Below are 13,710 nucleotides of genomic sequence, written 5' to 3'. Positions count from 1 at the left end.
TCAGGAAAGGTCAGCCCACCGCAAGGATGTGGGCGTGGAAGAAGGCCCACGTCACCGTGATGCCACCCAGGAGGTAATGGGCAACACCCACGGCACGGCCCTGGATGATGGACAGCGCACGGGGCTGGATGGCCGGAGCCACTTTCAGCTTGTTGTGAGCCCAGACGATGGACTCAATCAGCTCCTGCCAGTAGCCGCGGCCGCTGAACAGGAACATCAGGCTGAAGGCCCAAACGAAGTGGCCTGCAAGGAACATGATTCCGTAGCCGGCCGTGTTGGATCCATAGCTGTTGATCACCTGTGCGGCTTGAGCCCACAGGTAGTCGCGCAGCCAGCCATTGATGGTGATGGCGCTGTTGGCAAAGTTGCCGTTGGAGAGGTACTGGACGGAACCGTCAGGCCTCACCGTTCCCCACACGTCGCTCTGCATCTTCCAGGAGAAGTGGAAGATCACAACGGACAGGGAGTTGTACATCCAGAACAGACCAAGGAACACGTGGTCCCAAGCAGACACCTGACAGGTGCCGCCACGACCAGGGCCATCGCAGGAGAAGCGGAAGCCGAGGTTGGCCTTATCGGGGATGAGACGGGAATTACGGGCGTACAGGACACCCTTGAGAAGGATCAGCACCGTCACGTGAATCGTGAAGGCGTGAATGTGGTGCACCATGAAGTCAGCGGTGCCGAGGGGAATCGGCGCAGCAGCAACCTTGCCGCCGACGGCAACCACTGAACCGTTGAACACTTCACTGACGCTGGCGAGAGCGTTGGGTGCAGTGCTGCCGGCAGCGGAGGCGTGCAGACCCTGAATCCACTGAGCGAAAATCGGCTTCAGCTGGATGGCGGAGTCGCTGAACATGTCCTGGGGACGCCCCAGAGCACGCATGGTGTCGTTGTGGATGTACAGACCGAAGCTGTGGGCACCCAGCCAGATGCAGACCCAGTTCAGATGGCTGATGATGGCATCGCGTGCTTTGAGCACCCGGTCGAGCACGTTATCGACGTGCTTGGCGGGGTCGTAGTCGCGGATCATGGCGATGGCCGCGTGAGCGGAAGCGCCAACGATTAAGAAGCCACCGATCCACATGTGGTGGGTGAACAGACCGATCTGTGTCGGGTAATCGATCGCCATGTACGGATACGGAGGCATCGCGTACATGTGCTGAGCAACGATGATGCTCACGGAACCACCGATGGCCAGGTTCACGGCCAGCTGAGCATGCCAGCTGTTGGTCATGAACTCGAACAGACCGTCGTGGCCCTTGGTTGCAGGGAAGAGGAGAGGATCACCCTTCTGACCCTCGAGGATCTCCTTAATGGAGTGACCGATGCCCCAATTGGTGCGGTACATGTGACCGGCCACGATGAACATCACCGCGATGGCCAGGTGGTGATGAGCGATGTCGCTCATCCACATGCTTCCGGTCACCGGATTCAAACCACCTTTGAAGGTGAGGAAATCGCTGTAGGCAGCCCAGTCACCGCGGAAGAAAGCGCCAATACCGGCGCTGAAACCTGGGTAGAGCTGAGCCAGGAGATCCTGGTTGAAGAATTCGTGAGGAAGGGGAATGTCCGCCACAGAAGCAATGGTCTTGCCATTGAGCACCAGCGGCTGGCCGGCGTCGATGGCATCCATCAACTTGGTAGTGGGCAGGGACACATGCAGCAGGTGACCGGTCCAGGAAAGAGATCCCAAACCGAACAGACCAGCCAAGTGGTGGTTGAGCATCGACTCAACGTTCTGGAACCACTCGAGCTTCGGAGCTGCCTTGTGATAGTGAAAGACGCCTGCATTCAGCATCAGACCGGCCATCACCAGGGCGCCAATGGCCAGAGACATCAGTTGTGTCTCATTGGTGATGCCCCAAGCCCGCCACATGTGGAACAGGCCTGAAGTGATTTGGATGCCCTGGAAACCGGCACCCATATCGCCGTTGAGGATTTCTTGGCCGAACACCGGCCACACCACTTGAGCACTGGGCTTCACGTGGGTGGGGTCGGCGAGCCAGCCGGAGAAGTTGGAGAAGCGAGCGCCATGGAAAAAGGCACCGCTCAGCCAGATGAAGATCACGGCCAGATGGCCGAAGTGAGCACTAAAGATCTTCCGAGAAACCTCCTCAAGGTCACTCGTGTGGCTGTCAAAGTCGTGAGCGTTGGCGTGGAGATTCCAAACCCAGGTAGTGGTTTTGGGACCTTTCGCGAGGGCTCGGTCAAAGTGTCCGGGCTTGCCGAACAGCTCGAAGGTCGCTGGATTGTCGACCTTCTCGACCTGAGTCTTCGCGGTGTTCCCACGCTCTGGTGGGCTGATGGTCATCGAGTCGTTCCTCGAGGGACGGGATCGAGGTGGTGGGACACCCCTCCAGCAAATCCGGAGATTCACCGGGGCCCCGGCCGAAGCTCGGACGAGCCTCACTACGGCCGGGCACCAATGGCTTTCAAGGATCAAGATCCCTGACAGCCACTGGAGCTGGGGCCCCTGATGAGGGGACCGCTGGCGGAAGCATAGGAGCGCAGACCCGCATCACACCCAAGGGAGTTACAAAGGTTCAATCCGGCTGCTGGCCTGTCTGCACCTAGGATTTTCCCGAGACTGAATATCAGCGAAGCAAGATTGATTCAAGGGAGTAAACATCACCGAAAGACAAAAAATATTCGCCTAAATAATGCAAATTTTCCCAGCGAGTTGCGACCTGGCGTCGATGACCAGAATGACTGCATTCAAGCTCGGCTCCATGACGGCATCAGGCCGAAACCACTTCCTCCAACGCTGGCTGGCAGCCGTGCTGGTGCTTTTGATCAGCTTCTGGCCGGCCGCGCCTGTTCAGGCCTGGTCTTGGGGAGGCGATCAGACCAGTTCAAAAGCGCGCGGACATCACATCGTCGATGCCAGCGCGCCAACGGGTCGCCTGCAGGAAGTGAGCCCGCCCGGCGCCGTGCAACAACTGCAACAGGCCCTCAACCATTACCAGCCGCGCCTAACCCTGATCAGTCCGCGCGATGGAAGCCTGCTGAAGACTCGCCGCACATCAATTGAACTTCAAATCGAGGACTGGCCACTGACCGAAGACCCACAACTGGGGCTAGGGGCCCACGTGGCTCTGCAAATTGACGATCAGCCGCCGTTGCGATTCAGCCAGGCCAGCCAGGGTCGACTGACCGTTGACCTGCCTGACCTCTCCCCTGGAAGTCATCGCTTCAGCGCCTATGCAGCCATGCCCTGGGGAGAAGCCGTGAAATCGCCTGGGGCGAGTCTTCAGTGGCGACTGGACCTTCTTCAGGAACTGATTGGCACCCAACCCGATCAGGATGCTCCCTGGCTTGCCGTTGTCAGTCCTGCAGAGCTGGGACGCGGCGAGCCGCTGCTGATCGACTGGCTCATCTGGAATGCGCCCTTGCAAAACCTTCGCGAAGGCGATGGACGTTGGAGGCTGCGCATCAGCGTGAACGGCGACAGCTTTCTGGTCGACCGCCAGGACGCCCTTTGGTTGAAGGGTGCCGGCAATGGCGGTGTTCAGATGGAACTCCTGGATGGCATGGGAGACCCGATCACTCCGGTCTTCAACAATCAATTCCGCTCCCAAGACTCCTTATCAGGGGAGCGGCCGATTTGGATGCAATCCAAGCTCTCCGATCAGCAGATCGCACGACTGCTGGGAGAGGCCGTTCCAGAACCCACGCCACCAGCCAAGCCAGCGGGTGCTGTCACGACGGAGCAGCCCGTCCAATTAGAGCAATCAGATGACCCTGAGCCTCAACCAGCCACCCCCACCCCCGCCGAAGACACGACATCAACACCAGACCCACAGTCCATGGAGGTCGACAAGGACCCGATCCAGCTGGAATCGCAGCCCGCACCAGCCAGCGACGAGGCGCCTGAGCCGCCAGACCCATCCAAGGCAAGACCTTCAGAGAACGACCCCGCCAAAACCCCGAGCGACCGTCAACCCCAGGCAATCGCCTCGCCACCCACGCCTCCGGAGGGGGCCAACACCAATGCCCCCACCAGCAGCCTGGGAGGATCAGCCAGGGAGCTGTTGAACGCCAATGGCACCCAGCGCTGATCTTCCGAGGCTTTTGCCCTGAACGCTGACACCACCAACACGCACCAGGCCGACACCGTGACGCTGGCTCTTGGCCTTTCAGCCAGTGCCTGGCCGCTCCTGCAGCGCCTGCAGCAGATGGAGCGCATCAAGGCAATCGGATTGACGCCCGGTGCTGCAACCACGCTGAAGGACATGCCCGCGGATCTGCGGATTGGTCCAGCGTCGCAACTGCTGAAAGCCAACTGGACCCGCGGGGGCAACCTGCTGGTGATTGGCGCCATTGGAGCGGTTACAAGGCTGATTGCTCCCCTGGTGCAAGACAAGCACTCCGATCCTGCGGTTGTGGTGATGGATGCGCGGGGCGAGCATGTGGTGCCGCTCTTGGGCGGTCATTCCGCTGGGGCAGAGCAGCTGGCACGAGATCTTGCCGCCGCACTTGGAAGTCGAGCCGTTCTCACCGGTGATGCCAGCACACAAGGTCGCCTGGCACTGGATGCCTTTGGCGAGGCATGGGGTTGGAAGCGCGGAGGCGAAGCGAGCGCCTGGCATCAGCTGATGCAATCCCAGGCCATGGAGCAACCGCTGAGCCTGACGCAGCAAAGCGGAACAACGCTCTGGTCAACCAGTGCCGGCAGCCAACGACTCCATCATCGGGATGGCTCCCATCAATCTCCCGCCTTGAGCATCGGGGCTAAAACCGATGCTGCAGCCTGTCGTTGGCATCCCCCCACCCTCTGGATCGGCATCGGTTGCGAGCGCAACACCAGCCTTGGCCTGGTCGAACGTGCCGTCGCATCGGCTCTTGCTCAAGCATCACTGGCCCGGGAAGCGGTGGCCGGAATCAGCAGCATCGACGTCAAGGCCAATGAGCCAGCACTCATTCGCCTGAGCGAACAGCACGAATGGCCCTTTCGGCTGCACTGCGCTTCCAGTTTGGCGGCGGTTGCCGTGCCCACGCCTTCAGAGGTGGTCAAAGCGGAGATGGGAACAGCATCGGTTGCGGAAGCAGCGGCTCTGCTGGCAGCAGGAGACGGCGCGCAGTTACGTCATCCCAAGCAAATCCTTCATGCCGATCCAGGCGAACAGGGTGCCGTCACGGTCGCCATCGCTGAGGCAAGCCAGGCCTTTGCACCTCAACGGGGCGAACTGCATCTGATCGGCAGTGGGCCAGGGGCCTTGGATCTGCTCACCCCCGATGCCAGACAGGCCCTCAGTCGGTGTGTGTCCTGGGTTGGTTATGGGCTGTATCTGGATCTGCTTGAGCCCCTGCGCCGCCATGATCAGGTGCGCGTGGATGGACAGCTCACACGGGAACGCGACCGGTGCCAGCAGGCCTTGGAGATGGCCCGTGAGGGCACCAAGGTTGCACTGGTGTCATCGGGCGACAGCGGGATTTACGGCATGGCCGGACTCGCCCTGGAATTGTGGATGGACCTTCCCGAGAGTCATCGACCGCTGTTCCAAGTTCACCCAGGCCTCTCAGCCCTGCAACTGGCGGCGGCCAAGGCCGGAGCACCGCTCATGCATGACTTCTGCACCATCAGCTTGAGTGACAGGCTCACACCCTGGGAGGTGATTGAACGACGGCTGCACGCTGCTGCAGAAGGAGATTTTGTGGTGGCGCTCTACAACCCACGCTCCAAAGGCCGCGACTGGCAGCTGCAGCGAGCTATTGAGATCCTGCTCAAGGATCGACCTGCCACAACACCGGTGGTGATGGCCCGCCAACTCGGACGACGGGAGGAGAACGTGAGCCTGTTTCAGCTGGCTAACCTCCAACCGGAGGACGTTGACATGCTCACCGTGCTGGTGGTCGGCAACAGCAGCAGTCGGGTCATGGGTGGCCGCATGGTGACCCCCCGTGGTTATCCCGGAGCCGCGCTCAGTTGATGCCGGCCATTGCAGTCGGGATGACAGGATTCGAACCTGCGGCCCCTTCGTCCCGAACGAAGTGCGCTACCAAGCTGCGCTACATCCCGAAGGCCCGACTCTAGAAGATGACCTCCGTCCTGAAACCTGATTGGCTCCGCGTCAAAGCTCCTCAACGGGAACGCATCGGAGCCGTTGCGGACATGCTGCTTGACCTGAAGCTGAATACGGTCTGCCAGGAAGCCAGCTGCCCCAACATCGGGGAATGCTTCGCCGGAGGGACGGCCACATTCCTGATCATGGGACCCGGTTGCACGCGCGCCTGCCCTTACTGCGACATCGATTTCGACAAAAGCGTTCGGCAGCTCGATCCCACGGAACCTGAACGCCTGGGGGAGGCTGTAGCCAGGCTCGGCCTGAAGCACGTGGTGATCACCTCAGTGAACCGCGATGACCTTGACGACGGTGGCGCCTCCCAGTTCGTGGCCTGCATCGAACAGGTCAAACAGCGCTCACCGCTCACCACCATCGAATTGCTGATCCCAGACTTCTGCGGCAACTGGGATGCCCTCGCCACCGTGATGGAGGCAGGACCCCATGTGCTGAACCACAACATCGAAACCGTGCCTCGCTTGTACCGACAAGCCAGACCACAGGGTGAGTACGAGCGATCGCTGGAACTGTTGAAGCGTGTGCGTGAAGGCTGGCCCAAGGCATACAGCAAATCAGGACTGATGGTGGGGCTCGGGGAAAACGATGCGGAAGTGATCCAGGTGTTGCGCGACCTGCGTGCCCATCACGTTGACATCGTCACGATCGGCCAATACCTCTCACCCGGGCCGAAGCACCTAGCGGTGGACCGTTTCGTCACACCAGAGCAGTTCGACCACTACCGCGAGCTGGGGGAGGGTGATCTGGGGTTCCTCCAGGTGGTGAGCACACCGCTGACGCGCAGCAGTTACCACGCCGGAGAAGTGCAAAAGCTGATGCTCAGCCATCCCCGCTGACCAGACGCCAGCCAGGGCGAAGACAAGGATGGTTTCGGCTCAGGCTCACCAAGCCTGTGACACAGGCAAGGCATCGGCACAGACCGGGCGCCAGGCATAAAGCGACCAGGTCACCAGGCCGCGGAGAATCATTGGATCACGCGTCACCCAATCATGGGCGCTTTGGTAGGAGGGGGCCTCAAAAATCATCAAGCCACCGCCTCCGGGCTGCTCCTGGCCATCCACGAGAAAACCGCTGTAGAGCCTCCAGCCTTTCTCGCGCTCAGCATTCAACCAGGTGCGATGAGCATCGCAGTGGGAGCGACGCTCATCTGCTGAAAGTGCCCGCATGGATGGAGTAAACACCTCCTGCTTGACGAACCAAGGCATGGATCGGCAGCGATCAGACCGCCACGGCAGCCCGATCCAGCAAGCCCATGGCCTCACGTTCGCTGGGAGGAATGAGCACCTTGAACCCTGCCTTGGCCGCTGACCAATCCGCCAGCAGCGATGAGGCCTTCTCGCTACCTGTGGCAGCCACATGCAACTCGAGCAGTTGCTTCAGCAATGAGGCCTGCTCATCGGTAGTAATGCTGCACACCTCCACGATCTCAGGATTGACGCGGGGAGTAACCCGTTCGCCATCGTCGAGCAGGAAGGTCACGCCACCAGTCATGCCAGCACCGACGTTGCGTCCAGTGCTGCCGAGCACCACCACAACACCACCAGTCATGTACTCACAGCAGTGATCTCCAGCACCCTCCACAACCGCACGGGCTCCACTGTTGCGAACACCAAAGCGCTCACCGGCACGACCAAGGGCAAACAGTTCACCACCGGTCGCTCCGTAGAGACAGGTGTTGCCGAGAATTACCTGATCACCAGGGTTGGCGGTGGCATCAGCGGGCACCAAAGCGATCCTGCCGCTGTTCATGCTCTTGCCGACGTAATCATTCGCCTCACCCTCGAGCCGAACATTCATCCCTTGCACCAGGAAAGCACCGAAGCTCTGCCCGGACGCGCCACGGAAGGTCAGATCAAGCTGTCCGTTGAAACCACGGTTGCCGTGGCGTTGGGCAATTTCACCCGCCAGTCGAGCGCAGACACTGCGATCGGTGTTGATGATCTCCACACTGCGGCTGAGCGAACCATGGCTTTCCACCGCAGCCATCAGCTCCACATCAGCCAACAATCGGTCTTCGAGGATCGGGCCATTGCCATGGGCCTGAGCGCTGTGGCGAAGCCAAGAGCGATCCTCAGCACCATGGACTGGAGCGAGCAGGCTGGAGAGATCCACACACTTGGTCTTGGCCAGCTCAATCGATCGGGCCTTGAGCAGATCCGTGCGTCCGATCAGATCTTCAAAACTGCTCACACCCAGCAAGCTCATGAGCTGGCGCACTTCCTCAGCCACGTACCAGAAAAAGTTGACGACGTGCTCGGGGACCCCGGTGAAGCGCTTGCGCAGGTTCTCCTTTTGTGTGGCCACACCGACTGGGCAGTTGTTGGTGTGGCAAACGCGGGCCATCACGCAGCCTTCGGCAATCATCGCAATCGAACCGAAGCCGTACTCCTCCGCGCCGAGGAGCGCGGCGATCACCACATCCCAGCCGGTTTTAAGGCCACCATCGGCCCGCAACAGAACCCGATCACGAAGACCGTTCTCCAAGAGGGCTCGGTGGACCTCAGTCAGGCCCAACTCCCAGGGGCCGCCGGCATGCTTGATCGAGCTCAGCGGTGAGGCTCCAGTGCCGCCGTCGTGGCCCGAAATCTGAATCACATCGGCGTTGGCTTTCGCCACACCAGCAGCGATGGTGCCGATGCCGATTTCAGCTACCAACTTCACGCTGACAGGTGCTGCTGGATGGACCTGGTGGAGATCGTGGATCAACTGGGCGAGATCTTCGATCGAGTAGATGTCATGGTGCGGGGGCGGCGAAATCAAGGCCACACCTGGCTTGCTGTTGCGCAGCCAGGCGATGTACTCGTCCACCTTCGGACCTGGCAACTGGCCGCCCTCACCGGGCTTGGCCCCTTGCGCCACCTTGATCTCCAGCTGCTTACCACTGCGCAGATATTCAGCCGTCACTCCGAAGCGCCCTGAAGCCACTTGCTTGATCGCGGAGCAGGCGGTGTCGCCGTTGCGCAGTCCGCCGATGCTGGGGAAGGACGCCGATCGCCCCTCCCCATCGACGTCCTTCAACACCTGGAAACGGGCTGGGTCTTCACCGCCTTCGCCGCTGTTGCTCTTGCCGCCGATGCGATTCATCGCCACGGCCAGGACTTCATGGGCTTCACGAGACAGGGCGCCGAGGCTCATCCCACCCGTGCAGAAGCGGGTGCAGATGCTCTCCACACTCTCCACCTGATCGAGGGGAAGCGGGGTGGGCGCCAACTTGAACTCGAGCAGGTCCCTGAGGGCCATGACCGGTCGGTTCTCCAACAAGGCCTTGTAAGTGGAGAAATGGTCGTAGCCGGGGCCCTGTGCCACGGCCTTGTGCAGCGCCTTGGAGAGTTCAGGGTTGTTGCGGTGGTATTCCGCACCACTGCGGTACTGAACAAAACCCATGAACTCCAGCTTGCTGCGGTTCAGCTCGGGGAAAGCTTTGGCATGCATCGACAGGGTTTCATTGGCCAATTCGGCAAGGGTCATGCCTGCCACCCGGCTGGTGGTACCGCTGAAGGCGATCTCGATTACATCGGCACCAAGACCAATCGCCTCAAAGATTTGAGCGCCGTGGTAGCTGGCCAGCAGAGAAATTCCGATCTTGGACAGAATTTTGCGAAGGCCGTTTTCAAGGGACTCGCGCACATTGGCCTGCACCTGATCAGCGTCGAGGGCCGGAAGCTTGCCCTGCTCAATGCGTTTTTTGGTTTTGGGGTGCTCCAGCCAGTGACGGGTGGTCTCCCAGGTGAGCCAAGGGCAGACGGCACTAGCGCCGTAACCGATCAGGCAAGCCAAGTGATGCGTGCTCCAGCACTGCGCGGTATCCACCACCAAGGAGCACTGCAGCCTCAGCTTTTGTCGCAGCAGGTGATGGTGCACCGCCCCTACGGACAACAGCGATGGCATGGCCACAGTGGTGGGGGTGAGCGGAGTAGCGACCCCTGACGCATCGACACGGTCGGAAAGCACCAACACCTGAGCACCACCGCGGACTGCTCGTTCTGCGGCGTGGCAGAGAGCTTCGAGCGCAGGCTGCAACCCGCCGGCACAAGCTTCAACCGCGACTTGCGTGGACAAGGTCTGCACCGGCAGCCCCTGCTGGCTGATGGCCGCCAACTCGGCCTCGTTCAACACCGGGGTCTCTAGATGAATCACGGCGGCAGCCTCGGCCTGGGGCTTCAGGGCCGGTCGTCGTTCACCGAGATGCATCTCCAAGCTCATCACTAGCTTTTCCCGGAGCGGGTCGATCGGCGGATTGGTGACCTGGGCGAAGCGCTGCTTGAAATAGTCGAACAACAGGTGTGGCTTCTCGGAGAGCACCGCCAGTGGAATGTCATCCCCCATGCAGTAGGTCGGCTCTTTGCCGAGGGCCGCCATGTCTTCAATGATCAGATCGAAATCCTCGGCGGTGAAACCCATGGCGGTCTGCAAGCGCAGCAGATCGAGTTCACTCACCTGTTGATCCTGGATCCAAGGCTGCGGGGCCACGCTGCGGCGGTGCTGCTTCAGCCATTCGGCATAAGGGAATCGACGCGCCGCGTCCTCCTTGACAGACCAGTTGTCCAGCAACTCGCCGCGTTCCAGATCCACGGCCACCATCTGTCCAGGTCCAAGTCGCCCTTTCCTGACGATGGTCTTGCCGCTGAGATCCACCACACCGGTCTCCGATCCCATGATCACGAAGCCGTCATCGGTGGTGCACCAACGCGCCGGGCGCAACCCATTGCGATCCAACGTGGCACCCACCCGCTTGCCGTCGGCAAAGACCAACAGGGCCGGACCATCCCAGGGTTCCTGAATGCCCGCATTGAACTCGTACATCGCCGTCACATCGGGACGGCTGTCGAGGTCGGGCTGATTGCGGAAGGCTTCGGGCACCAGCGTGATCAGGCTGTCGGTGATCGAACGCCCGCTGCGCACCATCAGCTCCAAAGTGGCATCAAGGTTGGCGGAATCACTGAAGGCAGGGTTCACCACCGGAATCAGATCGTCGGCAGCTTCCCCCCAGACGTTCTCGAGGCTGGCTTCTGACGCCTTGGCCCAGTTGAGGTTGCCCAGCAGGGTGTTGATTTCACCGTTGTGGCCCAGAAGCCGCATCGGCTGCGCCAGGGGCCAGCGCGGCAGGGTATTGGTGCTGAAACGACGGTGATAAACCGCGAAACTGACGGCAAAGCGCGGATCCTTGAGGTCGGCGTAGTACTGCGCCAAGACTTCAGAACGCACCATGCCTTTGTAAACAACCGTGCGGCTGCTCAAGGACGCCACATAGAGGTCGTAACCACCAGAGGTGCCAAATTCGGCGCGGATGCGAGCTCCAATCCTGCGGCGCAAACGCAGCAGCTGACCTTCGAAAGCCGAGTCATCCGCGTGGCCATCAAGCACCCACTGCTCGATCACAGGCGCCGTTGCTCGCGCCATGGGACCCAGCACGGTTGGATCCACAGGAACGGTTCGCCACCCCAGCGGACGCAACCCCAAAGCACTGGCCTCCGCGTCACAGACGCGGCGAACATCCGCCCGGCAGCTTGCATCCGTGGGCATGAACATCATGCCGAGACCTTTCGCTGCAGCGGCTTCCGGCCAGACCTCTCGTAGATAAGCCCAGGGGATCTGACAGAGCACACCGGCACCGTCGCCCGAGTCCCCATCGCCGCCACATCCCCCCCGGTGCTCCATACAACCCAGACCACGCAAGGCCTGCTGCAAAACCCAATGACTGGTCTCACCCTGAAGATTCGCGAGGAATCCCACGCCGCAAGCATCCTTTTCACCGGCCACGGCCTCAGGCGCAGCACTGTCGCTGTAGGGCCAATGGGAACCGGGAAGGTGAGTCATGACCTGCAGAAAAGTCGGACGAACGCCGCAGCTGGATGCCTCATCCATACGCCGCACTATCAAATCCTAAGGATTGACCACCCCGGCTAGCGTTTTCGCATGCCTTTACCACCTCCTCCTCCCCCTCCTCCCACCATTGAGATTCGGGAAGCGGAGCAGAGCCAAGGCGATGCGATTCGCATCGGTGGGATCACCACCGAGGGAGCTTGGTCCTGGATCGGTGGCAACCAACGATCCCCTCGACAGCTTTGGATTCCCCTCGACATCCTCATCGGCAGGCTGGGATTCCACCGAGTCCAGGAGCGAGCGGGCGAGGCGCTCGAATGGTTCGGAGAGCGGCGCCTGCTGGCATCACTACCGACGCGCATCTTGGACGATGAGGTCGCCGTGGATGCCGCACCCTGGTTCAGATCTCTGAATGTGAGCAGCAGCAGAAACGGCGAGGTTTTATCGCTCACACTCCCCTCGCCACGCGTGCTCGCACTGCGTCAAGGCAAAGGCAGCACAGCAGGACGCCTGGTGCTTGACCTCAGTGGCCCGGCGCTGATGCAACGCAGGGATGATGACCTGCTCCTCGGAGTGAGGACAACCCCTGCACAGAACGCGCAGCTCAAGCGGATCGGACTGACCACGCGACGCCAGTCTGAATCGTTGGTTTTGATGGGCAAAAGCGAACAGCCAACGCTCACGTTGGCGGGGCCTTGGCGGATCGTGATCGATGGCCTGAACGCGACACAGAGTCCAAGCCCTTTGGCCCAAGGCAACCCGTTGCATGCGGCATTGATGAGCCCTGCGATCAAGACCGCGCAAGCTCAGGGACTGGTGCTCGATGTGCGAACCGTGCGCGTTGGTGTCAAACCGCTGCTCATCTACCGCGCTGGCACGCGCTTTGACAGCAACAACCTCAGCCTGCGTCCGCTGGCAGCCCAGGGATCCCAGACCGGACTCCGCTATCTGACGCAGTTGGCGCAGCAGGAACGGGCTCTCACCGCTGTGAACGGTGGGTTTTTCAATCGCGTGCGTCAACTCCCGCTGGGTGCCATTCGCGTCGATGGCACCTGGGTCTCAGGCCCGATTCTCAACCGCGGTGCGGTCGGCTGGTCCATCGGCCAGCCCCTGCTCTTCGACCGCTTGCAGCTGGATCAGACCCTCGAGGTCGCTGGAGGACGTCGATGGGATCTCGGCCAGCTCAACAGCGGCTATGTACAGCGGGGGCTGAGTCGTTACACCCGCGCCTGGGGGCCGGTTTACACAGCGCTCAGTGGCGAGGAGAAAGCCATCTCCATCCGCGCTGGGAAGGTCATCGGTTTGCATGATGGAGCCGCATTGATACGCGGCGTGCCTCTCGCCGCCGGCAGCTCCTTGATTGTGTCGCGGGCGGGAGTAGCACTGCCCGCAAAGCCAGGGGATCAGGTCAGCATCAACCTTCGACCCTCAAGCCCAGTCGGCCAACAACCTCAGATTCTTGGGGGAGGCCCCTTGCTGTTGAGGGGGGGCCAGGTGGTGCTGAAAGGACGTCAGGAAGGCTTCAGTCAAGGGTTCCTTTCCCAATCAGCCCCTCGCACTGTGGTGGGACAGGACGACAAACGCGTGTGGCTGTTCACCCTGCGAGGTCGTTCCGGCAGCGATCCCACGTTGTTGGAGACCACACTGGCCTTGCAGCAGCTGGGGATTAGCGACGCCCTCAATCTTGATGGCGGCAGCTCCACCACCTTGGTGGCGGCCAACCACACCTTGATGACCGGTCGCGGCGTCACACCCCGCATTCAGAACGGGCTTGGCTTTGTCCGCCCCTGAACGCGATGCTGCG

At 61.1% G+C, this 13,710-nt stretch carries 7 protein-coding genes and 1 tRNA gene; 4 read left to right on the top strand and 4 right to left on the bottom strand.

The features are described from left to right. Positions 1–10: 10 nt before the first annotated feature. Positions 11–2,314 (bottom strand): photosystem I core protein PsaA, encoded by a 2,304-nt coding sequence (psaA, locus tag SynA1560_RS02035; RefSeq protein ID WP_186470049.1) that lies wholly within the window; start codon positions 2,312–2,314, stop codon positions 11–13. Positions 2,315–2,708: 394 nt separating this feature from the next. Between psaA and SynA1560_RS02030 the strand changes: the two genes are divergently transcribed. Next, the gene (locus tag SynA1560_RS02030; RefSeq protein WP_255477023.1) at positions 2,709–4,061 is read left to right on the top strand and encodes a hypothetical protein; all 1,353 of its coding nucleotides are present in this window, start codon (positions 2,709–2,711) and stop codon (positions 4,059–4,061) included. Positions 4,062–4,178: 117 nt separating this feature from the next. Further along, complete coding sequence (gene cobJ / locus SynA1560_RS02025; RefSeq protein ID WP_186501546.1) at positions 4,179–5,933, top strand: precorrin-3B C(17)-methyltransferase; 1,755 nt, start codon at positions 4,179–4,181, stop codon at positions 5,931–5,933. Between the two features lie 15 nt (positions 5,934–5,948). Here cobJ and SynA1560_RS02020 read toward each other — a convergent pair. Beyond that, positions 5,949–6,022 (bottom strand) — tRNA-Pro (locus tag SynA1560_RS02020). 18 nt (positions 6,023–6,040) lie between these two features. Between SynA1560_RS02020 and lipA the strand changes: the two genes are divergently transcribed. Then, on the top strand, positions 6,041–6,919 hold the full coding sequence (gene lipA, locus SynA1560_RS02015; RefSeq protein ID WP_186470047.1) for a lipoyl synthase: 879 nt from the start codon (positions 6,041–6,043) through the stop codon (positions 6,917–6,919). 45 nt (positions 6,920–6,964) lie between these two features. Here lipA and SynA1560_RS02010 read toward each other — a convergent pair whose 3' ends face one another. Both SynA1560_RS02010 and gltB read right to left on the bottom strand, forming a co-directional pair. Continuing rightward, a complete protein-coding gene (locus SynA1560_RS02010) occupies positions 6,965–7,288 on the bottom strand; it encodes a YciI family protein (RefSeq protein WP_186470046.1) in 324 nt (107 codons plus the stop codon). 13 nt (positions 7,289–7,301) lie between these two features. Further along, positions 7,302–11,900 (bottom strand): glutamate synthase large subunit, encoded by a 4,599-nt coding sequence (gene gltB / locus SynA1560_RS02005; protein ID WP_186501065.1) that lies wholly within the window; start codon positions 11,898–11,900, stop codon positions 7,302–7,304. A gap of 99 nt (positions 11,901–11,999) precedes the next feature. Here gltB and SynA1560_RS02000 point away from each other — a divergent pair, with 99 nt between their 5' ends. Next, the gene (locus SynA1560_RS02000; protein WP_186501064.1) at positions 12,000–13,697 is read left to right on the top strand and encodes a phosphodiester glycosidase family protein; all 1,698 of its coding nucleotides are present in this window, start codon (positions 12,000–12,002) and stop codon (positions 13,695–13,697) included. Positions 13,698–13,710 lie beyond the last annotated feature (13 nt).

It is taken from the genome of Synechococcus sp. A15-60 (assembly GCF_014280095.1).
In the GTDB taxonomy this organism is placed as follows: domain Bacteria; phylum Cyanobacteriota; class Cyanobacteriia; order PCC-6307; family Cyanobiaceae; genus Synechococcus_C.
This window is presented reverse-complemented; position numbering and strand designations above follow the sequence as displayed.

Coding starts and splice junctions, on each gene's coding strand:
- psaA (WP_186470049.1), bottom strand. CDS start 2,314: ATGACCATCAGCCCACCAGAGCGTGGGAACACCGCGAAGACTCAGGTC.
- SynA1560_RS02030 (WP_255477023.1), top strand. CDS start 2,709: ATGACTGCATTCAAGCTCGGCTCCATGACGGCATCAGGCCGAAACCAC.
- cobJ (WP_186501546.1), top strand. CDS start 4,179: ATGGAGCGCATCAAGGCAATCGGATTGACGCCCGGTGCTGCAACCACG.
- lipA (WP_186470047.1), top strand. CDS start 6,041: ATGACCTCCGTCCTGAAACCTGATTGGCTCCGCGTCAAAGCTCCTCAA.
- SynA1560_RS02010 (WP_186470046.1), bottom strand. CDS start 7,288: ATGCCTTGGTTCGTCAAGCAGGAGGTGTTTACTCCATCCATGCGGGCA.
- gltB (WP_186501065.1), bottom strand. CDS start 11,900: ATGACTCACCTTCCCGGTTCCCATTGGCCCTACAGCGACAGTGCTGCG.
- SynA1560_RS02000 (WP_186501064.1), top strand. CDS start 12,000: ATGCCTTTACCACCTCCTCCTCCCCCTCCTCCCACCATTGAGATTCGG.